At 70.5% G+C, this 24,518-nt stretch carries 17 protein-coding genes; 13 read left to right on the top strand and 4 right to left on the bottom strand.

Features of this window, described 5'->3' with window-relative positions; all coding sequences use genetic code 11:
- Positions 1-13 precede the first annotated feature (13 nt).
- A complete protein-coding gene (locus ACPXB1_RS03930) occupies positions 14-595 on the bottom strand; it encodes an NADH-quinone oxidoreductase subunit B (protein ID WP_355589491.1) in 582 nt (193 codons plus the stop codon).
- Between the two features lie 186 nt (positions 596-781).
- Between ACPXB1_RS03930 and ACPXB1_RS03925 the strand changes: the two genes are divergently transcribed.
- Positions 782-1,345, top strand: a complete 564-nt coding sequence (locus ACPXB1_RS03925; protein WP_355589493.1) for a SigE family RNA polymerase sigma factor — start codon at positions 782-784, stop codon at positions 1,343-1,345.
- The gene (locus tag ACPXB1_RS03920; protein WP_355589495.1) at positions 1,338-2,552 is read left to right on the top strand and encodes a hypothetical protein; all 1,215 of its coding nucleotides are present in this window, start codon (positions 1,338-1,340) and stop codon (positions 2,550-2,552) included. Before ACPXB1_RS03925 ends, ACPXB1_RS03920 begins: the two co-directional genes overlap by 8 nt.
- A gap of 221 nt (positions 2,553-2,773) precedes the next feature.
- On the opposite strand, the gene ACPXB1_RS03915 is transcribed toward ACPXB1_RS03920, so the two are convergent.
- On the bottom strand, positions 2,774-4,426 hold the full coding sequence (locus tag ACPXB1_RS03915; RefSeq protein ID WP_053660711.1) for an FAD-dependent oxidoreductase: 1,653 nt from the start codon (positions 4,424-4,426) through the stop codon (positions 2,774-2,776).
- A complete protein-coding gene (locus tag ACPXB1_RS03910; protein WP_053660709.1) occupies positions 4,423-4,986 on the bottom strand; it encodes a DUF5987 family protein in 564 nt (187 codons plus the stop codon). The genes ACPXB1_RS03915 and ACPXB1_RS03910 overlap by 4 nt, the downstream gene beginning before the upstream one ends.
- A 461-nt stretch (positions 4,987-5,447) precedes the next feature.
- Here ACPXB1_RS03910 and ACPXB1_RS03905 point away from each other — a divergent pair, with 461 nt between their 5' ends.
- From ACPXB1_RS03905 to ACPXB1_RS03875, 7 genes are all read left to right on the top strand, one after another.
- On the top strand, positions 5,448-6,506 hold the full coding sequence (locus tag ACPXB1_RS03905) for a carboxymuconolactone decarboxylase family protein (protein WP_157553016.1): 1,059 nt from the start codon (positions 5,448-5,450) through the stop codon (positions 6,504-6,506).
- A gap of 138 nt (positions 6,507-6,644) precedes the next feature.
- Positions 6,645-7,640, top strand: a complete 996-nt coding sequence (locus ACPXB1_RS03900) for a DUF1702 family protein (protein ID WP_053660705.1) — start codon at positions 6,645-6,647, stop codon at positions 7,638-7,640.
- 140 nt (positions 7,641-7,780) lie between these two features.
- Positions 7,781-8,752, top strand: a complete 972-nt coding sequence (locus tag ACPXB1_RS03895) for a DUF1702 family protein (RefSeq protein ID WP_053660703.1) — start codon at positions 7,781-7,783, stop codon at positions 8,750-8,752.
- A gap of 74 nt (positions 8,753-8,826) precedes the next feature.
- Positions 8,827-14,631: a type I polyketide synthase gene (locus ACPXB1_RS03890; protein ID WP_053660701.1), complete on the top strand. Its 5,805-nt coding sequence runs from the start codon at positions 8,827-8,829 to the stop codon at positions 14,629-14,631.
- Positions 14,632-14,633: 2 nt separating this feature from the next.
- Positions 14,634-15,077: an acyl-CoA thioesterase gene (locus ACPXB1_RS03885; RefSeq protein WP_053660700.1), complete on the top strand. Its 444-nt coding sequence runs from the start codon at positions 14,634-14,636 to the stop codon at positions 15,075-15,077.
- Positions 15,078-15,103: 26 nt separating this feature from the next.
- On the top strand, positions 15,104-15,640 hold the full coding sequence (locus ACPXB1_RS03880; protein ID WP_053660698.1) for a flavin reductase family protein: 537 nt from the start codon (positions 15,104-15,106) through the stop codon (positions 15,638-15,640).
- Positions 15,637-16,995 (top strand): cytochrome P450, encoded by a 1,359-nt coding sequence (locus ACPXB1_RS03875; protein ID WP_053660696.1) that lies wholly within the window; start codon positions 15,637-15,639, stop codon positions 16,993-16,995. The genes ACPXB1_RS03880 and ACPXB1_RS03875 overlap by 4 nt, the downstream gene beginning before the upstream one ends.
- A 196-nt stretch (positions 16,996-17,191) precedes the next feature.
- Here the strand turns inward: ACPXB1_RS03875 and ACPXB1_RS03870 are convergent, their stop codons facing one another.
- Positions 17,192-17,992 carry a helix-turn-helix domain-containing protein gene (locus tag ACPXB1_RS03870; protein ID WP_053660694.1) on the bottom strand — a complete coding sequence of 267 codons (801 nt, stop codon included), beginning with the start codon at positions 17,990-17,992 and terminating at the stop codon, positions 17,192-17,194.
- Positions 17,993-18,671: 679 nt separating this feature from the next.
- On the opposite strand from ACPXB1_RS03870, the gene ACPXB1_RS03865 reads away from it, so the two are divergent.
- The 4 genes from ACPXB1_RS03865 to ACPXB1_RS03850 all read left to right on the top strand — a co-directional run bounded on the left by ACPXB1_RS03865 (position 18,672) and on the right by ACPXB1_RS03850 (position 24,364).
- Complete coding sequence (locus tag ACPXB1_RS03865) at positions 18,672-19,310, top strand: MerR family transcriptional regulator (protein ID WP_082377714.1); 639 nt, start codon at positions 18,672-18,674, stop codon at positions 19,308-19,310.
- Positions 19,311-19,683: 373 nt separating this feature from the next.
- Positions 19,684-21,651 (top strand): CRTAC1 family protein, encoded by a 1,968-nt coding sequence (locus ACPXB1_RS03860; protein WP_082377713.1) that lies wholly within the window; start codon positions 19,684-19,686, stop codon positions 21,649-21,651.
- Positions 21,648-22,685: a hypothetical protein gene (locus ACPXB1_RS03855; RefSeq protein ID WP_053660688.1), complete on the top strand. Its 1,038-nt coding sequence runs from the start codon at positions 21,648-21,650 to the stop codon at positions 22,683-22,685. The genes ACPXB1_RS03860 and ACPXB1_RS03855 overlap by 4 nt, the downstream gene beginning before the upstream one ends.
- A 230-nt stretch (positions 22,686-22,915) precedes the next feature.
- A complete protein-coding gene (locus tag ACPXB1_RS03850) occupies positions 22,916-24,364 on the top strand; it encodes a multicopper oxidase family protein (protein ID WP_053660686.1) in 1,449 nt (482 codons plus the stop codon).
- The last annotated feature ends 154 nt before the right edge of the window (positions 24,365-24,518 follow it).

Raw genomic sequence — 24,518 nt, 5'->3', positions numbered from 1 at the left:
GCCACCGTGGGCGTCAATCAGCCGATGGCGGGCGTACCGGCGGGGCGGTGAGCGAGTCGACGGAGCGTGGCGCAGCGGCCTCGCGGGGTGCGGTGTCCAGTGGCGCGGCGAGCAGGTCCGGGCGGGACACCCCGCCGATGCCGGCCTGCTCGGCGGCGATCTTCTCCTGAAGGCGCAGGATGCCGTGCAGCAGCGCCTCCGGCCGGGGCGGGCAGCCGGGCACGTACACGTCGACGGGGATGATCTGGTCGACGCCCTTCGTCACCGAGTACGAATCCCAGTAGGGGCCGCCGCAGTTGGAGCAGGCGCCGAACGAGATGACGTACTTCGGCTCGGGCATCTGGTCGTAGAGCCGCTTGATCGCCGGAGCCATCTTGTCGGTCACCGTGCCGGAGACGACCATCAGGTCGGCCTGCCGGGGGCCGTGGGCGAACGGGATCACCCCGAGCCGCATGAAGTCGTGCCGGCCCATGCTTGTGGCGATGAACTCGATCGCGCAGCAGGCCAGGCCGAAGTTGAACACCCAGAGCGAGTAGCGCCGCCCCCAGTTCAGCACGAACCGGATCGGCTCGCCGAGCACTGCCGGTAGCTGCACGACCGCCTCCCTCCTGTCCCCACGACAGTCAACCACAGCTCCCGGGACGACTCCGGGTGCCGGTGGCGACCCGGACGAAAGCGGCGGATAGTCGGGTTCACGGCAGGACGGTCTGCAACCACACCCGTTGCTGTGGAGTGTTACCGGCGCTTGGGGCAACCGGCCCGACAGCAACGGGGAGGGGCAGTGACAGCAACGATGGGAGCCCGTGCCAACGAACCACCTGCGGCGCTGACCGTCAGCGGGCTGAACGTGGTGACGATCAGCTTCGACGAGTTCTACCACGCGCACTTCCGGAGTGTCACCACGCAGCTGTGCGCGTACACGGGGGATCTTGGCCACGCGCAGGACCTGGCTCAGGAGGCCTTCTGCCGGGCGCTGGCACGCTGGGACCGCCTCGTCCGCTACGACGATCCGGTGGCCTGGGTACGACGGGTCGCGTGGAACCTGGCCCGCAGCCGCTGGCGCCGGTTGCGTACCGCACGCAACCACCTCCTGCGGCAGCGACGGGTCGAAGCCGAGGTGGACGGCCCCACACCGGACCGGGTGGCCATCGACGCGGCGCTCGCGAAACTTCCCGCCAACCACCGGCGGGCCGTAATCCTGCACTACCTGGCCGACCTGTCGGTAAACCAGATCGCTCTCCAGGAAGGGGTGGCCGAGGGCACCGTCAAGTCCTGGCTGCACCGAGGCCGGACAACCCTGGCCGGACTGCTCGACGACAACACCGAGGGGGTGTCCGATGTCTGATCTCGAACCCCGACTGCGGGAGCGGTTCACCGCGTACCGCGCCGATGTCACCACCCAGGTGGTCGGCCCAGGTCCCGACCTGGCCCGACGCACCCTGCGCCGACGCCGGCAGACGAGGGCGGTGGCCGTTGCCACCGCGGCCGTCGTCCTGGTGCTGGCACCGGTCGTCGCGAACGCCGCGCTCAACGGCGAGCGGAGCGCACCGGTCCCGGCGCAGACGGTCGATCCGACGGCCCCGCCGACGACGGGGACGCTGCCGACACCGTCCGTAAGCGAGTCGCCGAGCTCGACACCCTCGACCGCTCCTGGCGCCCCGGACGGCCGGATCAGCCGGGCGCAACTGCTCGCCGCCCGCCTCGACCTGCCGGCCTGGCCGTCGGTCGCGCCGGAGAGCTGCACCACCTCGAAGGTGCGGCTGGCGACCAGCTCGAACAAGGACTTCGTGCCGCTGCTCACCGACATACCCGTGGGCCACGCCGACGTGGACGCAGACGGCGCCGACGAGACAGTCGCCGTCGTCGCCTGCCGCTACGGCGAGGCGTTGGCGAAGCAGGTCGTCGCCTTCGACCGAAACGACAGTGGGCAGATCGTGCCACTCGGTCGCGTCGTCCGCACGACCGACGGGATCGAGGACATCCGCGGCCTGAAGGTGACCACCGCCGGCTCGATCGAGGTGCGGGTGGCCGATCTCCAGCCGTGCTGTGACATCCCGACGTACTGGGCGCAGGAACAGCAGCGCACCTACCGGTGGGAGGGCGACCGGTTCACCCAGACCGACGGTCCGACGAAGTTCGGAAAGGACCCACGGCTCACCGACCTGCGGTTGACCATGACGTACAAGCTGGGTGCGTTCGTCGAGAACGACGCTCGGCAATATCTCACCACCGTCCTGACCGTCAAGAATGTCGGACCCCGCGACGTGGAGCGGATCAGCTTCCGCGGATTGGGCCTGGGCGAGCCGACCGGCGGCGACTGGTCGAAGTGCGGGAAGCCGCCGACGACGGAGCCTGACAACTCCGTGTGCATGCTCCCCGGAATACCGGCTGGCGAGACTCGCCGGTACACGTTCGAGGAGTTGATTCCCGGTGGGGCGCGGCAGGAGTACATGGCTCCGCAGAACATCGCCGTCACGCACTGGGACCGGCAGGACCGCAGATGGCGCGACCTCAAACCGGACGACAACAAGGTGACCCTGAATCTCGGCTGAGCTACCGGTGCCCTGCCCGTAGGGGCGGGGCACCGGCGGCTCTACCAAGTGGGACGTTGCAGCAACCCGACGAACTCCACAAGCAGCCGCTCGCGCAGCGCCGGGGGCGCGGCGTCGAGCAACGTGTTCACAAGCGCCATCCGCTCCGGCAGCGGCCCCGCGCCCGATCCGTCACCGTCGGGCGGGGCGGCGGCGCCCCGCCCCGGGGCGCCGCGCGGGGATCAGCGGGCCGCTGCCGGATGTGGCGAGCCGGCGGCGACGCGCGAGCTGGCCACCGGCGCGGGCGGCGGTGCCCCGTAGGTGACCCGCACGCCGCGTTCCTGTGCGGCGCGGACGATTCCGGGCATGGCCCGCTCGGCGAGGGCCGAGATGGTGAGTGCCGGGTTGACGGTGAGCGCGCCGGGCACCGCCGAGCCGTCGGTGACGAAGATGCCGGGATGGTTGCGCAGCTCGTGCCCGTCGTCCAGGGCGGACGTCTCCGGATCGTCGCCGATCCGGCAGGACGCCAGCGGGTGCACGGTGTACGCGCCGACCAGGTCATTTGTCCACGGCATGACCTTCGCGAGGCCGTCGCGTTCGAGGATGTCCCGTACGTCGGCGTCGGCGAGCCCCCAGCCGCGCAGGGTGTTGGACGTCGGCCGGTAGCTCAGCGGGCCGTGGCCGAGCATCTGCTGCGAGAAGCGGCGCGCGTTGCCGGTCTCCGGTGGTGCCCCGAACACGCCCTCGTTGTCGTCCTCGGACATCGTGAAGATGGTGAGCCAGGACTTCCACTTGCGAAGGAAGTCCTTCTTGTCGACGCCGAACCAGGTGGGGCCGCTGGCGTCCGGGGCCTGTGCCAGGATCGTGCCCAGCCCGGGCGGGAAGTAGAGCTGCTCCAGCGAGTACCGCTCGTACTCCGGAAGGTCCGGGTCGAGCCGGTCCCAGCTCGCCACGACCGGTCCACGGCCGATCTGGTGCGCCTCGTACGGCACCCCGTCCGGACGGCTCAGCCCCAGCACCTCACGGACCTTGTCCTCGTCGAACGCGGCGGTGTTGAGGCGTTCGCCGTTGCCGGAGAAGTAGCGCCCGACAGCATGCGGCATGCGGCCCAGCGTCGCCTCCGACCGTTGCAGGATGACCGGCGTCGCGCCCGCGCCGGCAGCCAAGATGACGATCTTCGCGTCGATCGCGCCGGTGTCGTGCAACACCCGGTAATCCTCGTCGTCGACGATCCGGAAGTGCACCCGGTAGCCGCCGTCGTCGGTGCGGGACAGGTGCTGCACCTCGTGCAGCGGACGGATCTGCGCTCCGTGGGCGACGGCACCCGGCAGGTAGTTGAGCAGCAACGACTTCTTCGCGTCGAAGCGGCAGCCGGCCATCATCCAGTTGCAGTTGGTGCACTCGTCGACGTTCACCGCCGACGGCACCGGGTTGGCCGTCCGGCCGGCGTGTGCGCAGGCCGCCGCCCACAGTCCGCCGCCGTACGGCACCGTCTCCCAGCCCTGCGGCGTCACCGGCAGGGACTCGGTGACCACGTCGTACCAGGGGTCGAGGGTGTCCCGGTTGATGGCCGCAGGCCACATGCGGCGGCCGATGCTGCCGCGCCGCTCGAAGACGAAGCGCGGCGCGCGCGGCATGGTGGCGAAGTAGACCACGCTGCCACCGCCCACGCAGTTGCCGCTGAGCACGCTCATCCCGTCGCCGACCACGAAGTCGAAGATCCGGGTGTACGAGGCGCCCAGCTTGAAGTCGTGGTCGAACTCGTCGGCGTCCAACCACGGTCCTCGTTCGAGGACGACCACACGGGCCCCGCCGGCGGCCAGGTGGTAGGCGGCGATCGCCCCACCGAAACCACTGCCGATCACGACGACGTCGGTGCTCTCGATACTGGTCATGAAGGGCTCCCCGTCGTGGTGGTCCGCGGGTGGAGGGCGGCGAGTTGCCGTCCGTACGAGAACTGTCCGAAGCGCCAGAGGCCGTCCGGCCCGGGCGGCGCGTATCCGATGGTCATCAGGCCGGGGTGACCCTCGGCGAGGGCCTGCGGCGTGCTCAGGTGCGCGGCGCTGTCGAAGGCCATGTTGCTGAACAGGGCCATCCCCACCCAGATGCTCTTCTCCGGGTGCTCCGGGGCGGTGAGGATCTGCACCAGTGCCGCCCGGTGCGAATAGTCCAGCGCGACGAACGCGGGCAGGTCGGCGTCCAGGTCCAGACCGCGCTCCGCCGCGTACTCCGCCGCGTGCCCGTTCAGGAGCGCCACCAGGCCGTCCAGCGATTCGGCGAGACCGCCGGCCGGGTGGGTGAGCATGTCGAGGGCGCCGGACGCGACCGCGCCTCCGCCGGTGGAAACCCCGGCAATCGCACGGTCCTCGGGAAAGCGTTTCTCGCCCGGAATGATCGTGTCGGCAAACGCCTCGAGCGTCATCGTCCAGCCGTGGGATTCGGGTTCGGAACTCATCACGTCACCTCCTCGACGGGACTCTTTCCGGCGTCTGCCGGCCGTTTGTGCCCGCCGTCTACGGATTCCTGGGCGGGCTGTCGGCCTGCGGCCGTGGGTGGATCGCCCGGCGGCGCCGGGGCGCGTCAGCCCGTCCGCTGCCGCCACATCGTGCGATCGGCGTCGCACGCCACGCATCTCCCGGCGTGCGCAGGAATACGGTCGGGCAACAGCGCGCGGAATCGTCTGTGCGGTAACCGGGCCGCGCCGGTATTCCCCGACGTCGAAGCGATATGGATAGCACACAGGTAAACGCGATGAATGGCAGCGGGAGTGGTCGTCGTGAAACGCCGGACGCCGGTGTTTCTCCGAGCGTGCTCTGACCGCCACGAACGCTTGCGGCGCCGTCCGTGCCGCCAGTATCCAGGTCCACAGGCACCCTCGCGCCGAGTGCGGCGCGGCCCGTGCACGAGGAGGACGGCATGGTCGCCAGACGCATCGCGGCGTCGGTCGCGCAGCGGCAGGTCAAGTACGTCACGCCGGTGCCGGTCGGCGCCGCCACCGGGCTGCTGCGGACCGTCTACCAGCAGACCGCGGACGAGATGGGCCTGGTCAGCCCGCCTGTGCAACTGCACTCGCCGGTGCCGGAGTTGGCCGCCGCGTACTGGATGCTCATGCGTGAGCCGATGCTGCCGAGCAACACCATCGGCCGCGACGTCAAGGAGGCGGTGGCGACTGCCGTCTCCACCGCCAACATCTGCCCCTACTGCGTCGACATGCACAGCACCGGCATGTACGACCTGACCGGCGAGCACGACGCCGAGGCGTTGGTCGCCGACCGCATCGAGGAACTGCGCGACGGGGGCCTGCGGTCGCTGGCGGCCTGGGCGCGTACCGCCGCCGAGCCGGGGCGGGCTCCGCTGCCCGCGCCGTTCGACGACCGGCACCGCCCGGAGTTGGTCGGCGTCCTGGTCGCCATGCACTACCTGACCCGGATGGTGAATGTCTTCCTGTCCAGCTTCCTGCTGCCGCCGCGGCTCAGCCCGGAGGCGCGGCGCCGGTTCAAGCGCGGGGTCAGTCGCGTGCTGCGTCCGACGCTGCGGCAGCCGCGCGCCGCCGGACTGTCCGTGCCGCTGCTGCCCGACGCGCCGCTGCCGCCCGACGCCGACTGGGCCCGTACCAGCCCCACGGTGGCTGCCGCGGTGGCCCGTTCCGCCGCCGTGTTCGACGCGGCCGGCGCGCGGTCGGTGTCCCCGGCGGTCCGACAGGTGGTCCTGGATCGTCTTGCCGACTGGCAGGGGGAGGAGACCGGGTTGAGCCGGCGCTGGTGCGATCTCCTGGTCGCCGACCTGGAGCCCGCCGACCGTGCGGCCGGACGGCTCGCCCTGCTCACCGCCGTGGCTTCCTACCAGGTCGACGAGGACGTGGTGACCGCCTTCCGGGACCAGCATTCCGACGACGTCGCCCTTGTGGAGCTGACAGCCTGGGCGAGCTTCGCCGCGGCCCGCCGGGTCGGCGCCTGGCACCGGGCGACCGGGTGACCGGCCCAGGCGCCGAGGAGCGCACCCGGGACGCCCGCAGCCCGCCTGAGGCGTCACAGCGCACGGCAGGAGACGCCCCGCCACGCAGGCGCGTACGACGATGGGGCCGTCTTACCCGACACCGGGGCAGGAGGAACCATGCCGACCGTAATGGGTGCAGTGCGCAGCCTGATGATGACGCCGTCCATGGCGGAGGTCAGCTTCCAGCGTAGGGGCTTCCCCCCGGCGCCCGAGGACGTGACCCGCCGATTGGAGGCGATCCCGCAGGCGGTGATCTGCGGCTTCGAGTGGGGCATCGACGTGCGCGAGTTGTGGGAGTTGGAACGGCGCCTCGAACTGGTCGACCCGGAGCAGCGAGGCTTCGCCTACGAGGGCGCCACGATGGCGTGCACCGTCCGGGACGCGATGGCCGGCGGCCGAGGGCGGCGCACCGAGGCGCTGCTGCGGGGGCCGGGGCGCCGGCACATCTTCCTCGCGTACATCGGCATCGGGTTCGCCATGGCCCGGCTGCCCCGGCCGCTGTGGGCCCGGGTGCTGCCCGACCTGCCGGACGTGCCCTACCACCCGACGATGAGTTGGCTGGCCGTCGACGGCCTGGGCTTCGACCGTGCCTACTTCGACACGCCGCGCTGGGTCGACGGGCAGCGCCGGCCGAAGCCGTACCCGTGGGACGGCCACCCGGAGTACTTCGCGCGCGCCTGGGACCAGGGTGTCGGTCGCGCACTCTGGTTCATCCACGGTGGACAGGTGCCGCAGGTCGTCGCCGCCGTGGACCGCTTCGCCGCGGCACGCCGGGCGGATCTCTGGAGCGGCGTCGGGCTCGCCGCCACCTTCGCCGGTCAGTGCGGCCCCGACGGGCTCGCGGCGCTGCGCCGCCAGGCCGGTGGGCACGCGCGGGATCTGGCCCAGGGCGCCGTCTTCGCCGCGAAGGCGCGCACCTGGGCGGGCACGGTGCCCGCGCACACCGAGGCCGGCGTGCGCGCGCTGGCGGACCTGTCCGCCGACGCCGCAGGGGCGCTGGCCGACGACGTGGTGGTCGATTCCACCGCCCCGGCCGCGGAGCCGCACTACGAGACCTGGCGCAGCCTGGTCCGCGATCGGTTGCCGGTCGACGCGTCGTTGCGGCACGGCTGACGGAGCGCTTGCCCCACGCCGTTGTCGCGAAATTGCCGAACGCCTGCTCGGCACATTCGAAGAAGCAGTTTCCGTCGATTACTTGGGACGATTTCCCCGGAAACTCTTTCCGATTGGCGCGACGATGCAGGGAGCGTTTCATGGGTGTGTCCGGGAAGCTGAGGCGGCGAATACTGACGCCGGACGTTTCGGAGACGAAACTCGACGTACGAGGTTTCCACGTCAAGAACCCGCAGGCACGTGAGCTGCTGGAGACGGTCGGCGCCAGCTTCCTGCGCGGCTTCGGGTACGCCGCCGAGGCGTCCGCCGTGGCAGACGCCGAACGGGAGTTGGAAAGTGTGCCTTTCCGATTCCGCGGATTCGCCTACGAGGGCGCGGCGATGGGATTCGCGATCCGGGACGGGCTGCGTCTCGGTCGACCCCGGTACGTGTCGGAGATGCTGGCCGGGCGCGGTGACGCGCACGTCTACATGGCGTACGTCGGGGTGGGCTGGGCGATGGCCCGGCTGCCCCGGCTGCGCTGGTCCACCCTCACCGCCCCGGACCGGTTGCTGCGCTGGCTGGTACTGGACGGCTACGGCTTCCACCAGGCCTACTTCCACACCGACAGGTACGTGCGGCAGCAGTACCGCGAGAAGAACTTCCCCTGGCCGCTCGACGAGTACCGCTGGTACGCCGACCACGCCATCGACCAGGGCATCGGCCGGGCACTGTGGTTCGTCGGCGGCACCGACCCCGGCGAGGTCGCGCGCATGATCGAGGCGTACCAGCCAGAACGCCGAGCTGACCTCTGGAGCGGCACCGGGCTCGCCGCCACCTACGCCGGTGGCGGCGACGAGGAGGAGCTGCGGGCACTGTGGCGCCTCGCCGGCGAGCACCGGCCACAGCTAGCCCAGGGGGCCGCGTTCGCCGCCGGCGCGCGTGTACGGGCCGGGTTGCTCGGCCCGCACACCGAACTGGCCACCCAGATCTTCTGCGGGATGTCGGCGGAACAGGCGCAGAAGGTGACCGACGAGGCGCTGGTCGATCTGCCCGACGGCGAATCCCTGCCGTCCTGGGAGATCTGGCGGCAGCGCATCACCGCATCGTTCGTGTCGCTCGGGCAGTGCTGACGCCCCGTACGACGACTCACGCAGGACCCCGGCCGGCGACGGCCGGGTTCAGGTACAAGGAGGGTCCTGAGCACATGACAAGAATCGCCATCGTGGGCATGGCATGCCGATACCCGGACGCGACCTCACCACGCGAGTTGTGGGAAAACGCGATCGCGGGACGCCGAGCCTTCCGCCGCATGCCCGACGAACGCATGTCCCTCGACGAGTACTGGGACGCCGACCCGAAGGCCCCGGACAAGTTCTACTCCCGCAACGCCGCCGTGATCGAGGGGTACGAGTTCGACCGGATCGCCTACAAGGTGGCCGGCAGCACCTACCGCTCCACGGACCTGACCCACTGGCTGGCTCTGGACGTCGCGGCGATGGCCCTGGCCGACGCCGGTTTCCCGATGGCCGAGGGGGTGCCGCGCGAGCGGACCGGCGTGATCGTCGGCAACAGTCTGACCGGCGAGTTCTCCCGCGCGAACCAGCTGCGCCTGCGCTGGCCTTTCGTGCGGCGCATGGTGGCCGCCGCCCTGAAGGACCAGAACTGGGACGACGACCAGCTCACGACGTTCCTCGACGACTTCGAGTCCACATTCAAGAGCCCGTTCCCGGAGATCGACGAGGACACCCTGGCCGGCGGCTTGTCGAACACCATCGCCGGGCGGATCTGCAACCACTTCGACCTCAAGGGCGGCGGCTACACCGTCGACGGAGCCTGTTCGTCCTCGCTGCTGTCGGTGGCGACGGCCTGCAAGGGTCTGGTGGACGGGGAACTCGACGTCGTCGTCGCCGGCGGTGTCGACCTCTCGATCGACCCGTTCGAGGTGATCGGCTTCGCCAAGACCGGCGCCCTCGCCACCGGCGAGATGCGGGTGTACGACCAGGGCTCCAACGGGTTCTGGCCCGGTGAGGGCTGCGGCATGGTGGTGCTGATGCGCGAGGACGAGGCACGCCGCGCCGGGCACCGCATCTACACGACGATCGCCGGTTGGGGCATCTCCTCCGACGGCAAGGGCGGGATCACCCGCCCCGAGGTCAGCGGCTACCAGCTGGCCCTCCGGCGGGCATACGAGCGGGCCGGCTTCGGCGTCGAGACCGTCGCGCTGTTCGAGGGCCACGGCACGGGCACGGCGGTGGGCGACGCCACCGAGCTACGGGCGTTGACGCTGGCCCGCCGGTCGGCTGGCCCGGCCGCCGCCCCCGCCGCGATCAGCTCGGTCAAGGGCATGATCGGCCACACCAAGGCGGCTGCCGGGGTGGCCGGCCTGATCAAGGCCGCCATGGCCGTGCACCACCGGGTGCTGCCGCCGGCCATCGGCTGCGTGGAGCCGCACGACCTGCTCACCGAGGACGGGGCCGCGCTGCGGGTGCTGCGCAAGGCCGAGCCCTTCCCGACCGACGTGCCGGTCCGGGCCGGTGTCACCGCGATGGGCTTCGGCGGAATCAACACCCACATCGTGCTGGAGAACACCGACGCCCGCCGTCGCGGCCGGTTGGACACCCGCACAGCCGCGCTGGCCTCGTCCCTGCAGGACGTCGAGCTGCTGGTCGTGGACGCGTCGACCCTGGACGAGCTGGGTGAGCGGATCGACCAGCTGTTGGCGTTCGTGCCCGGCGTCGCGTACGGCCAGCTCGCCGACCTGTCGGCCACCCTGCACCAGGAGCTGCGCGACCTGCCGTTCCGGGCGGCGACGGTGGTGTCCTCACCGGAGGACGCCGAGCGGCGGCTGCGGACACTGCGCGAGAAGATCACCTCCGGTGAGACGAGCTACTTCGGCTCGGACGGCCGGTGCTTCCTCGGCCACGCCACCGGCCCCGGCCGGATCGGTTACCTCTTCCCCGGGCAGGGCTCCGGTCGCGGCCTCAGCGGAGGCGCGCTGCGGCGACGCTTCGCCGAAGCCGAGGAGGTGTACGTGCGGGCTGCCCTGCCGGTGGGCGCCGACGCGGTGGCGACGGAGGTGGCTCAGCCGCGCATCGTCACCGGTTCGATGGCCGGCCTGCGGGTGCTGGACACCCTGGGCTTGGAGGCGACGGTGGCGGTCGGGCACAGCCTCGGCGAGCTGTCCGCGCTGCACTGGGCCGACGCGATGCAGGAGGAGGACCTGCTGCGGGTGGCCGCCGTCCGCGGCTCGACGATGAGCCGGCACAGCGCGTCCGGCACGATGGCCGGCATCAGCGCCTCGGCGGACGCCGTCGCGCAGCTCATCGCCGGCACGTCGGTGGTGATCGGCGGGCACAACGGGCCGAACCAGACGGTGGTCGCCGGGTCGGTGGACGAGATCGAGGCCGTGTGCGAGCGCGCCCGGCAGGCGGGCGTCGGCGCGACCCGGCTGAACGTCTCGCACGCCTTCCACTCCCCGCTCGTGGCGCCGGCCGCAGCCACGTTCGCCGCCACGCTTGCCGACGAGCGGTTCGGTCCGGTGACCCGCCGGGTCGTCTCCACGGTGACCGGTGACGCGCTGTCGGCCGACACCGACGTGCGGGCGCTGCTGCACCGGCAGATCACCGACCCGGTGCTGTTCGCCCAGGCCGTGACCGTGGCGGCCAAGGACATCGACCTCTTCGTCGAGGTCGGCCCAGGCCGGGTGCTCACGGGGCTGGCCACGGCGATCACCGACACCCCCGCGGTCGCCCTGGACACCGACAGCGAGTCGCTGGCCGGGCTGCTCGGGGTGGTCGGCGCGGCGTACGTGGTCGGCGCCCCGGTGAACGAGGCCCCGCTGTTCCACGGCCGGCTGGTGCGTCCGCTGCGGCTGGGGCAGGAGTTCAGCTTCTTCGCCAGCCCGTGCTCGGCCGCACCGCCGGTCCACCTGCCGGCCCGTACCCGGCCGCTCGGGGCGGCGACGGAAACGACGGCGTCCCTGCCCGGTATCGCGCAGGCACCCGTGCCCGGCGGCGCTTCGGAACCGGCAATCGAACTGCTCCGACGTCTCGCGGCCGAGCGCGCCGAGCTGCCGTTGGAACTCGTCCATCAGGACAGCCGGCTCCTCGACGACCTGCACCTGAGCTCGATCACCGTCGGCCAGGTCGTCAACCAGGTCGCGGCGCAGCTCGCGGTGCCGCCGGCGCAGACACCGACGAACTTCGCCACCGCCACGGTGCGGGAGTTGGCCGAGGCGCTCGACACCCTCGCGCAGACGGCGCAGCCGGGCGACGCGGCGGCGGGCGCGCCGGTCGCGGGCGCCGCCGGGTGGGCCCGGCCGTGGTCGGTCGACCTCGACGAGGTGCCACTGCCGCCGCCGGTCCCGACGGGACAGCGCGGCACGTGGCAGATGTACGCGGACGCGTCAGATCCGCTCGGCCCGGCGCTGCGTACGGCGCTGGAGTCGGCCGGGGTCGGCGGCGGAGTGCTGGTCTGCCTACCGTCGGGGTGCACCGAGGACCAGGTCGGGCTGGCGCTCGACGGGGCGAAGGCAGCGCTGGCCGGCGTCGCGGGCGACCGGTTCGTGCTCGTCCAGCGGGACCGGGGCGCGGCCGGGCTGGCCAAGACTCTGCGGCTGGAGGCGCCACGGCTGCGGGTGACAATCGTGCACCTGCCGGTCGGCGACGCCGAGGTCGAGCGGGTGGTTGCCGAGGTGGCCGCGACGGGCGAGTTCACCGAGGCGTACTACGACGAGGCGGGGGTTCGCCGGGTTCCGACGCTGCGGGTGCTGCCCGTCGAGCCGACCCGTACCGACCTGCCGCTGGCCGCCACTGACGTGCTGCTGGTGAGCGGCGGCGGCAAGGGCATCACCGCCGAGTGCGCGCTCGCCGTCGCCGTCGACACCGGTGCGGCGCTGGCGCTGCTCGGGCGCAGCGACCCGGCGCAGGACGCCGAGCTGGAGGCGAACCTGAAGCGGATGGCCGATGCCGGCGTGCGGGTGCGGTACGCCCGCGCCGACGTCACCGACGCCGACGAGGTCAAGCGGGCCGTCGACGAGATGGTGGCGGAGCTGGGTCCGGTCACCGGCGTGCTGCACGGCGCGGGACGCAACGAGCCGGCGGCGATCACGCAGCTGGACCGCGACGCCTTCCGGCGTACCTTCGCTCCCAAGATCGACGGTCTGCGCGCGGTGCTCGCCGCCGTCGACCCGGCCCGGCTGCGGTTGCTTGTCACCCTGGGCAGCATCATCGGTCGTGCCGGTCTGCGGGGCGAGGGGCATTACGCCACCGCGAACGAGTGGCTGGCCGACCTCACCCGAGAGTTCGGTCGCGAACACCCGCAATGCCGTACCCGGTGTCTGGAGTGGTCGGTCTGGTCCGGGGTCGGCATGGGGGAGCGGCTGTCGGTGGTGGAGTCGCTGACCCGCGACGGCGTCACGCCGATCACTCCCGACCAGGGCATCGCGATCCTGCGCCGGCTCCTGTCGGACCAGGACAGCCCGGACCGGGTGGTCATCAGTGGCCGTACGGAGGGCGTCGACACGGTCCGGTACGACCTGCCCGAGCTGCCGCTGCTGCGTTTCGTCGAACGTCCGCTGATCCGCTACCACGGGGTGGAGCTGGTGTCCGAGGTCGCGCTCAACGCGGGCACCGACCGCTACCTGGCCGACCACCTGCTCGACGGCAACCTGCTCTTCCCGGCGGTCTTCGGCATGGAGGCCATGGCGCAGGTCACCGCCGCGCTCACCGGCGACGAAGCGGTGCCGGTGATCGAGCGGGCCGAGTTCCTCCGTCCGGTGGTGGTGCCACCGGACGGCACCACCACGATCCGGATCGCGGCGGTGGTGACCGGCCCGGACACGGTGGAGGTGGCGCTGCACAGCGAGGAGACCGGATTCGTGGTCGACCACTTCCGGGCACAGTTGCGCACCGGCGCCGTCGCCGTCGCCGACGGGCCGCCCGCCCAGGTCCACGACGAACTGCCGACGGTGCCTCTGGACCCGGCCGCCGAGCTGTACGGCCCGGTGCTGTTCCAGGGCGACCGCTTCCAGCGCCTGCGCCGCTATCACCGGGTCGCCGCCCGCGACGTCGACGTTGCGGTGGCGGTGGACCCGACGACGGACTGGTTCGCCGGGTTCCTGCCGGGTCGGCTCCTGCTGGGCGACCCGGGCACCCGGGACGCGCTGATGCACGGACTTCAGGTCTGTGTGCCCGACGCGACCCTGCTGCCGGCCGGGATCGCCCGGGTCCAGGCGGCCGGGCCAGCCGTGTTCGACGCCGAAGGGCTGCGCTTCTGCGCCACCGAACGGCAGCGTGACGGGGACACCTACGTCTACGACGTGGTGCTGCGCGACGGTGCCGGGAAACCCTTGGAGCGCTGGGAGGGGCTGCGTCTGCGGGCGGTACGCAAGAACGACGGCCGCGGACCGTGGGCGCCGCCGCTGCTCGGCCCCTACCTGCAGCGTACGGTGGCCGATCTCCTCGGGGTCGACGTGGCCACCGCCGTGGAGCCGGACGGCGAGGCGGCGTCCGGCGACTTCGTAGCCGCCCGTCGGGCGCAGACCGCGACGGCCGTCAGCCGGGCCTGCGGCGAGCCGGTGCCGGTGCGATACCGGCCGGACGGTCGGCCGGAGCTCGACGATGGTCGCGTGGTGTCGAGCAGCCACGGCGCCGGGGTGACCCTGGCCGTGGTGGCCGACGGTCCCGTCGCCTGCGACCTGGAACTGGTCGAGGAGCGTCCGGACTCGGTATGGCAGGGCCTGCTCGGGCAGCACCTCGCGCTGGCGGAGGCGATCCGCGAGGCGACAGGTGAGGACCTGTCGACCGCCGCCACCCGTGCCTGGACCGCCGTCGAGTGCCTGCAGAAGGTCGGCCACACCAACCGGGAGCCGCTGACGCTGCTGTCCACGCCACGTCCGGGGTGGACGGTGTTCGCCGCGGCTGGCCACCGCATCGCCGTGACGGCGACGACCCTGCGCGACGTCGGCGGACCCGTCGTGATCGCGGTGCTGACCGAGGGGAGCCACTGACCGTGGAGAGCTACTACGAGATCCGGCACACCGTCGGGTTCGAGGAGACGAACATCGTCGGGAACGTCTACTACGTCAACTACCTGCGCTGGCAGGGACGGTGCCGGGAGATGTTCCTGCGGGAGCGGGCCCCGGCGATCCTGGCCGACCTTCAGGACGATCTCAAGCTGTTCACCCTCCGGGTGGACTGCGAGTTCTTCGCCGAGATCACCGCTTTCGACGACCTCGCCATCCGGATGCGCCTGGTCGAGCTGGCGCAGACGCAGATCGAGTTCGGTTTCGACTACGTCCGGCTCGACGCCGACGGCACGGAGACGCTTATCGCCCGCGGCAGTCAACGCGTGGCCTGCATGCGCGGCCCGAACACTCGAACCCTTCCGGCCCGGGTGCCGGAGGCACTCGCCCGCGCACTCGAGCCGTACCAACGCGCACCCGTCCGCGGGTGAGGCGTCCGAGCCGATAGGAGGCGCTCATGGATATTCATGCCAGGCCGCCCGCTCAGGTGACCGACGCGAAACTGCTCCGGCGGGCCTTCGGGGCGTTCGCCACCGGCGTCACGGTGGTGACGGTCGGCGGCGCCACCCCGCACGGGATGACAGCCAACTCGTTCGCCACCGTGTCTCTCGAACCGCCGCTGGTGCTGATCTGCGTGGGTCGGGAGGCGGTCATGCACCAGGTGCTGTCCCGCGCCGGCGTCTTCGCCGTCTCGGTGCTGGCCGCCGAGCAGGAGGCCGTGGCGCGCTACTTCGCCGACCGCCGTCGGCCGCTGGGCCGGGAGCAGTTCGCCAGCGTCGACTGGCTGCCCGGACCCCAGACGGGCGCCCCGCTGATCAGCGGGGCGCTCGCCCACTTCGAGTGTGAGTTGCGGCGGACGTACGAGGGGGGCGACCACAGCATCTTCCTGGGGGAGCTGCTGTCGATGGACCGCAGTCTCGAGAACGACGCGCTGCTGTTCGTCAACGGCGGCTTCCGGCAGGTCGAACCCAAGCGAAGCGATGTGGCGATATGACTCTCGACCAGATACGCCGGCGCGTACCGCCGGGGCCACCCCGGACCGCGACGTTGCGTCTGCTCGCGGCGATGCGGCGGGACCGGCTCAGCATGCTCACCACCGCCGCGGCACAGTACGGCGACGCCGTCCGGCTGCCGGTCGGGCCGATCACCCTCTACCTGTTCAACCATCCTGACCACGCCAAGCACGTGCTTGCCGACAACAGCGCCAATTACCACAAGGGCGTCGGCCTGCGACACGCCAAGCGGGCGCTCGGCGACGGCCTGCTCACCAGTGAGGGTGAGCTCTGGCGCAAGCAGCGTCGCGTCATCCAACCGACGTTCCAGAGCCGTCGCGTCGCCGCCATGGCGCCGGTGATCGCCGAGGAGGGGGCGCTGCTCGTCGAGCGTCTGCGTCGGTACGCGGGGCAGGGGCCGGTGGACGTGGTCCAGGAGATGACCGGGTTGACCCTCGGGGTGCTGGGCCGGGCTCTGCTGGACGCGGACGCCAGTGCCTTCGGGTCGGTGGGTGCGTCCTTCGCCGCGGTGCAGGATCAGGCGATGTTCGAGCTGGAGACGCTGAGTGCCGTTCCCACGTGGATTCCCCTACCGCGACAGGTGCGGTTTCGGCGTGCCCGTCGGGACCTGGAGCGGGTCGTGGACCGGCTCGTGGCCGATCGCGACCCCGCCGGCGACGGGCGTGACGACGTGCTGTCCCGGCTCGTCGTGTCCACGGCGGCCGAGGAGGACCGGCGGGTCGGGCGGCAGCGGCTGCGTGACGAGCTGGTCACGCTGATGCTGGCCGGGCACGAGACGACGGCCAGCACGTTGAGCTGGACGCTCTACCTCGTCGACAAGCACCCCGAGGTCCGTGAGAGGTTGCGGGCCGAGGTGACGTCCGCGCTCGGTGACCGGCCGCCCACGTACGAGGACCTGCACCGTCTTCCCTACACGACATCGGTGGTGGAGGAGGCTATGCGGCTGTACCCGCCGGTGTGGTTGCTGCCCCGCCTCGCGCTGAAGGACGACGAGGTCAACGGCTACCACGTGCCCGCCGGATCGGATGTGCTGATCAGCCCGTACACCCTGCATCGGCACCCTGATCTGTGGGACGAGCCGGAGCGGTTCGACCCGGACCGCTTCGACCCGGATCGGCCGACCGACCGGCCCCGGTACGCCTACATACCGTTCGGCGCCGGGCCCCGGTTCTGCGTGGGTAATCACCTCGGGATGATGGAGGCGACCTTCGTCATCGCGATGCTGGTGCGCGAGTTGGACCTGGTCCTGAAGCCGGGTTACCCGGTGACAGCCGAGCCGATGCTGTCCCTGCGGGTGCGGGGCGGCCTGCCGATGACGGTCCGACCGGTGCACTGACGGTTGGACCCGCACGTGGCCGGCGCCTACGGGCGCCGGCCACGTCGTTGTCCGCCCGTCGCGCCCGTTGGACCCTCGGGTACCGCTGCGGGCATTCAGCCAGCTTTCGGCCCAGCTCGACCGCCGTGTGGGGTAGACACGCGTGTGGCCGGCCACCGGAGAACCGGTGGCCGGCCCACAGGGCGCCGGCGGGTGGTCAGGCCGCCAGGGGGTACCGCTCCGGCAGCGTCCGACCGGCCCGTGCGAGGGCCGTCTTGCGTACGTCGAGCAGGGCGAGCAGCACGGGCGGGTCGAGGGAGCGCATCGGTCGCAGGGCGAGGTCGGCGTTCTCGATGACCGTCGAATGCCCGATGCTGATCGGGCCGACCGTGCCCGCGGCCAGGCCCACGCCGCGCAACGACACCGCCTCGACGGCCTGCTCGGCGCTTTCCTCGACGGAGTGGGCGAGCAGGTACCACGATCCTGGCGGCACCTTGTCGAGCAGGAACCCACCCGGTTCGTCCAGCACCGTGCAGCTCACCGGTCGGCCCTCCGGTATGCGTTCGTGGAACAGGCCGATGAATGTGAGGCCGGGTCGGTCCGCGTCGGCGGGGGTCACGGTGCCCCGGACGACGCCTGTGGTCTTCGTCGGGTCGAGGTCGGTCTCGGGCTGGATCTGGGGCGCGATGCCCCGCATCCGGCGATAGGTGGTCGGGGAGAGCCCCACGCTTCGGGTGAACCGGGAGCTGAACGTGCCGACGCTTGTGTAACCCACCCGGAGGCTGATGTCCGACACGTTGAATGATGTGGAGGTCAGCAGTTCCTTTGCCTGTTCGAGTCGAAGGGCCGACAGGAACCTGCCGGGGGACACCCCGGTCACCCGCTGGAAGATTCGCGAGAAGTGGAACTTGCTGAACATCGCGACGCGGGCCATGTCGTCGATTGTGAGTTGTTCACCGAGGTTGTCGTGCATGGCGGCGATGACGCGCTCGACGGCTTTTTCTGCAGATTTGTCCATGACCTCTGTACCTCCCCAGTTAAAGGTCTGTGTCAACGGCGGGGGATAAGGCGAGCCAGTGGCGAACGCAGCCCGTGCAATTCCAGCGGGGATCCACTGACGAATTGCCGGATTGCTGGCCCTATTCCCTGGGGATGAAGTGCGGCGCGTGGGTGGTCCTTGAAACGCCACGCGCACGTTCTTCCCCCCGTCGTAGCGCCGAGTGACGGAAATTGATGTTAGTTGCGAAGGCCCTCGGCGGCAATAGCTCATCCGGGACACCCGCAGGCGGGACTGGCCGCGCGTGGGTGCCGGACCGCCCGAGTCCCTTCTGAGCTGGGAAAACGTCCTCCTGGTGGGGGTGCGCAGCAGGCAAAGAGAGCAATCATTCAGAAAGGAGAAGTTGGCAATTTCCACTATCCGGTAATTTCTACGGAGCGTGACGCTCGATCTTCTTGGCGACTGCGTGCAACTTCCGTTGAGGTGGCGTGCCGTGCCCGTTGAGCAGGCATTTCGCGGCAGTTACGCACAGTGCTAGTGCAGCGACCTTGGGTTAAAGGCGAATGATGCCGCTACTGGTCAAGTGTCCGGAATTCCCCTCGGATGCTGTCGGGAGGGCGACGCTTCGGCAGCCCTGTCGCTCCCAGGTAGGGTGTGGCAACATGAGCCAAGGTCATCGCTGAACAACTGATGGAGTTCGATGAAAATCTCGAATCTCAGCAGGCAGAGCGGTGTCTCCGTGGCAACCATCAAGTTCTACCTCCGTGAGCGGCTCCTTCCGCCTGGCACGCCCACAGCCCGCAACCAGGCCGAGTACGACGAGTCGCACCTTGTCCGGCTTCGGCTGATCCGCCTGCTCACCGGGATCGGGATGATGAGCCTCGCCTCGGTGCGGGAGGTGCTTGTGGCGATCGATGCCAACTGCCTGTCCCCGCAGGATCTGGCCCGGGTCGTCAACGACCGTCTGCTGCCGCAACACCCGCTGCCGGACGCGGAGGCGCGGTCGCTGCGCACCGCTCGGGAGCAGGCCGATCAGTTCATCGACACCGTCGGCTGGCAGATCTCCGCCGACGCCCGGGAGCGCGACACCCTCGCCCAGGTTCTCGCAGCCCTCCAAGGGCTCGGCTGCTCCTGCGGGGCGGAGGCGTTCGTACCGTACGCCGAGGCCGCCGAACGCCTCGCTCGCAGCACCGAGAACGTGCCTCCGGAGTCCACGGCCGCGACTGTCGTCGCCCGCACCGTGCTGCTCGAGGTGGCCTTCGCGGTGATGAGGCGCATGGCCTACGAGCACCGCCTCGCCGCCCGCCAGGCAGACCAGGGCGACTCTCCCGAGCGCTGAACGGCGCACCAGCTCGGTCCGGCCGACGGGCCGTCACGACCGAAAACGTTTCTCCAGAATTGCGAAACAGCCGTTACCGAGGTTTGCAGAGCAATTATCGAGAAGACATGCCGAGTGGCCGGGCCCGAGGATAACCAGCGTCAGGACCGCAATTCGTCCCGATGTCGTCCGTCGGCACTTCCGGCAGGGTGGCGGTGATCCGCCCCGGTCATCCAGTGCCGACTCCCGTCCATCCGCCGCGTCGTCGCCGGCGCGGTGCCGTGCCCACGGCACCGCCTGGTGGTAGCCCGGCCGGCCGGCGCGTCAGGCCTCAGGTCGGAGACCGGGCAGCGGAAGCCGGACGTGCCGCACGCCGTCTAAGCAAGGGGAATCGATGCCAACAAAACCCGTCGAAAAGCTCCGCCGCCTCGCTCCCGCCATCTTCGTGCTCGTGCTCCTGGCGGCACTGTTCCAGGTGGCACGCCTGCCGGAGGCGTCGGCCGCGGACCGTGCCACCCTGGCGTCCCGGTTCGGGTTCACCGAGCTGCCGATCGCCCTGCCGCCCGGCCTGCCCGAGCGGACGGTCCGCGAGGTCAACCCCAAGTACGAGCACATCAAGTCGTGGGTCTCGTCGGTCGGCGCGGCGGTCGCCGTCAACGACCTCGACGGCGGTGGGGTGGCAAACGACCTCTGCCTGGTCGACACCCGCAGTGACGCGGCGATCGTGACCCCCGCCCCGGGCAGCGGCGGCACCTACGAGCCGTTCGTGCTCGACCCGGCCCCGCTGCCGACAAGCACCACGATGGCGCCGATGGGCTGCGTTCCCGGTGACTTCAACGGCGACGGGTGGAACGACCTGGTCGTCTACTACTGGGGCCGGACGCCCGTGCTCTTCCTGAACCGCGCGACCCAGGCCGAACTGAGCCTCGCCAGCTTCCGTCCGGTGGAGATCGTGCCGGAGCAGCCCACGCCGGACCGCCAGTACCACGGCAAGTTGTGGAACACCAACGCCGTGGCGGTAGCGGACTTCGATGGTGACGGCCACCCGGATCTCGGAGTGTTCAACTACTTCCGGGACAGCGAGGTGCTCAATCCGCAGGGTCAGCCCAACGTGGAGATGAACCACTCCATGTCGACCGCCCGCAACGGCGGCGGGGCGCATCTGCTGCGGTGGAAGTCCGCGTCGGCCGACTCGGTCCTCTTCGAGGAGCAGCTCGCCCTGGACCCGAAGGTGGCGACCGGGTGGACCCTCGGCGCGGCGTCCGCCGACCTGGACGGTGACCTGCTGCCAGAGTTGTACCTGGCCAACGACTTCGGCAACGACCGACTGTTCCACAACGTTTCCACTCCCGGCCAGATCCGCTTCTCCCTCGTGGAGGGAAGTCGCGGGCCGGCGACGCCGAAGTCGCTTGTGGTCGGCCACGACTCGTTCAAGGGCATGTCGATCGACTTCGCCGATCTATCCGGTAACGGTCGGTTCGACATGTTCGTCAGCAACATCACCGTCTCCTGGGGCCTGGAGGAGAGCAACTTCGTCTGGCAGAACACCGCCAAGGACGCCGCCGACGCCCGCACCCAGCTCGCCGCGGGCCGGGCGCCGTTCGAGAACAAGGCGGCCCGGCTCAACATGGCCTGGATCGGCTGGGGTTGGGACGCCAAGATGGCGGACTTCGACAACAGCGGAAACCTGTCCGTCGTGCAGGCGAGCGGGTTCGTCAAGGGCGAGATCAACCGATTCAACTGGCTCCAGGAACTCGCGATGAGCAACGACCTGATGCTCCGCGAGCCGGACATGTGGCCCAAGGCGGTGCCCGGGGACGACATCGCCGGCTCCGAGCCGGTCGGCTTCTGGGTCCGCGAGGACAACGGGCGGTTCGTCAATCTCAGCCACGAGCTGAAGCTGGACGCGCCCATCCCGACCCGGGGCGTCGCGGTAGCCGACGTCGACGGTGACGGCGGTCAGGACTTCGCCATCGCCCGGCAGTGGGGTCCCCCGGCGTACTACCGCAACACCAGCGACAAGCGGGGCGACTTCCTCGGGCTGCGGCTCCACCGTCCCGCGCTCGGCGCCACCGCCGGCGGCGCCGGACCGGTCGGCACACCCGCGTACGGAGCCCAGGTGAAGCTCACGCTCGCCGACGGGAGCACCCGTGTGGGTCAGCTCGACGGTGGTGGCGGCCACTCCGGCAAGCGCAGCTTCGACGTCTTCTTCGGCCTCGGCCAGAACGGCGCAAAGCCGGTCTCGGCGGAGATCTGCTGGCGCGACCTGGACGGCGTCGCGCACCGCCAGCAGCTGCAACTCTCCCCGGGTTGGCACGACCTCATGCTCACGACTCAGGTTCAGGAGGTGAAGCCGTCATGACGCAGACCTATCAACCCGGCTCCACAGCCGTCGGGGTGCCGGCGTCGGCGACCACCACCCCCGCACCGGCGGGCTCCACCCAGGCCACCAGTGGCGCCCCGCCCCGGGTGGACCCCAAGGATCCCCGCTACATCGCGCTGCGCAACTTCGCCATCTCGATGAGCATCTTCAACATCCTCGGCTACACCGTCCTCGGCTTCGAGCAGCCCTGGACCTGGCCGTTCCTGGCGCTGGCCGTCGGCTACGCCGCCGAGATCGGGATCGAGGCCATCGTGGCGTGGTCGCGGAGGCGCGCCCCGGCCTATCGCGGCAACGGGATGTGGGGTCTCTACACCTTCCTGCTCCCCACCCACATCACCGCGCTCGCGGCGAACATGCTCCTGTACGCCAATGACAACTTCTGGCCCATCGCGTTCGCTGTGGTGGTCGCGATCGGACAGAAGGCGGTTCTCCAGGCGCCCATCCGCGGCCGGATGCGGCACTACATGAACCCGTCGAACCTCGGCATCACCATCACACTGCTGGCGTTCTCCTGGGTGAACATCGCACCGCCGTACCACTTCACCGAGAACGTGCCGGACGTGATCCGGATCGTGGTGCCGCTGGTGATCATCACCTCCGGGACGGTGCTCAACGCGGTCCTCACCAAGAAGGTTCCGCTGATCATGGGCTGGGTCGGCGCGTTCGTGATCCAGGCGCTCATTCGACACTTCGTCTGGGACGTCGCGCTCTGGGCTGCGCTGGTCCCGATGACCGGTGTGGCGTTCGTCCTCTTCACGAACTACATGATCACCGACCCCGGCACCACCCCGACCTCGTTCAAGAACCAGTTCATGTTCGGGTCGTCGGTGGGCATCGTCTACGGGGTGCTGATGGTGTTCAACATCGTCTACACGCTGTTCTTCGCGGTCACCATCGTCTGTCTGATCCGCGGCCTCTACTGGTGGTTCGTCTGGTGGACCGAGCGGCGGCGTGACCGGCGGGCACCTGTCTCCCCGGGCGTGCCAGCCACACTGGCCACGGCCTCGCGCTGATCCGCCGCGCCGGCTCCGGAACCGCCCTGTTAGGGCGGACCACCGGGGCCGGCGCGGTCGTCGCATCTGTCGACGTCACCCTCGCTCGCGAGGCGCCGCAGCGGAGGCCGGAAGCGCAATCTGGGAGAAGATTCGACGTCGACGGGGTGCCACCATCAACCGCGACGCGGACGGCCGGGGAGGTGGTCGACCGCAACCGACGATTCGGGGGCGTTGTGGACCGACGAGCCATGCTGGCGCTGGGGGGTGCGACCGGCGTCGCGCTGGTGATCCCCACCGCCGAGACGACTGAACCAGCGGTCGCCGCGCCGGGCGGCCATCCCCGGCACCACCACCGCCGCCCGTCGCGCCCGGTGCCGTCGGCGGACACCGGCGAGCCGTTCACTCGTCCGTTGGTGGTGCCGCCCGTTCTGCGGCCGGTGGCCGTCACGGCGACCACCGACCACTACCGACTCGACGTCACCACCGCCGACGTCGAGATCGTTCCTGGGCTGCGCAGCCGGATGCTCAGTTACGGCGGCCACGCGGTGAACCCCACCATCCGCGCCCGACAGGGCCGCCGAGTGCGGGTCACCTACCGCAACCGGCTGGACCAGCCGGTGAACGTGCACCTGCACGGCGGCCACGTCGCCGCCGCGGACGACGGTCACCCGATGGACCTCATCCAGCCCGGACAGGAGCGGGTGTACGACTACCCGAACCAGCAGGCGGGCGCCCCGCTCTGGTACCACGATCACAGCCATCACACCGAGTCCGAGCACGTCTACCGCGGGCTCTACGGCTTCTATCTCATCGAGGGCTCGGACGAGGCCGGTCTGCGCCTGCCGTCGGGGCAGTACGACATCCCGATCGCGCTGCGTGACTCGCTCTTCGCCGAGGACGGCACGCTCGTGTGGAACCAGGCCGATCCGTTCAGCCGCACCACGCTTCTGGCAAACAATCGGCACCAGCCGTACTTCCCGGTGGCGGCCCGGCGTTATCGGCTGCGCCTGCTCAACGCCTCAACCCACCGGACCTTCGAGGTCCACGCGAATGGGGCGACCCTGCTCCAGATCGGCGGAGACGGTGGCCTGCTGCCGGCACCGGTGCCCCGCACGTCGATCCTGCTCGGGTCGGCCGAGCGCGCCGAGGTGGTAATCGACTTCTCCGGTAACGCAATCGGTGACCAGGTCTTCCTGGCCGACGCCACCGGTGGCCCGCTGGTGCGGTTCGACGTCGTACGGCGTGCCACCGACTCGAGTCGCGTCCCCCCGCAGCTGCGACCGCTGCCGCCGATGCCGCGTGCCACCGCGGAGCGGCTGTTCGTGATGCGAGTGGACCCGGTCACCTTCGCGAGCCTGATCAACGACAAGGCGTTCGATCCGGCACGGGTCGACACGACAATCACGCGGGGCACGACCGAGATCTGGAAGATCGTCAACGGGGACGCCGGCCTCAATCTGGAACACACCTTCCACATGCACCTGGCGCAGTTCCGGGTGCTGGACCGCGACGGTGCCCCACCGTCACCCGGGGAGTCGGGGTTCAAGGACACCATCTACGTACGTCCGGGGGAGTCCGTCCGCGTGCAGGCCACGTTCGACGGGTTCGTGGGCCGCTACCTCTACCACTGCCACATGCTCGACCACTCCGCCTTCGGAATGATGGGCCAGATGGAGGTCGTCCCCCCGGGCTCCTGAGCGCTGTCTCCGCGTGCGGAGGGCCCGCCACGGCCGCGGCGGTGGCGGGCCGCCTGCCGTGCCACAGAAGCGCTGTCGGATCGTCGGCTAGCTGCCCATGCGGCGCGGCGTGACTGTGCGCCGTCAGGGCCGACGCAACCTGTCCGGCGGCGTG

It is taken from the genome of Micromonospora sp. DT68 (assembly GCF_049847245.1).
Lineage (GTDB): Bacteria > Actinomycetota > Actinomycetes > Mycobacteriales > Micromonosporaceae > Micromonospora > Micromonospora profundi.
The sequence above is the reverse complement of the archived record's forward strand: the minus strand, read 5'-3'. Positions and strand labels throughout refer to the sequence as shown.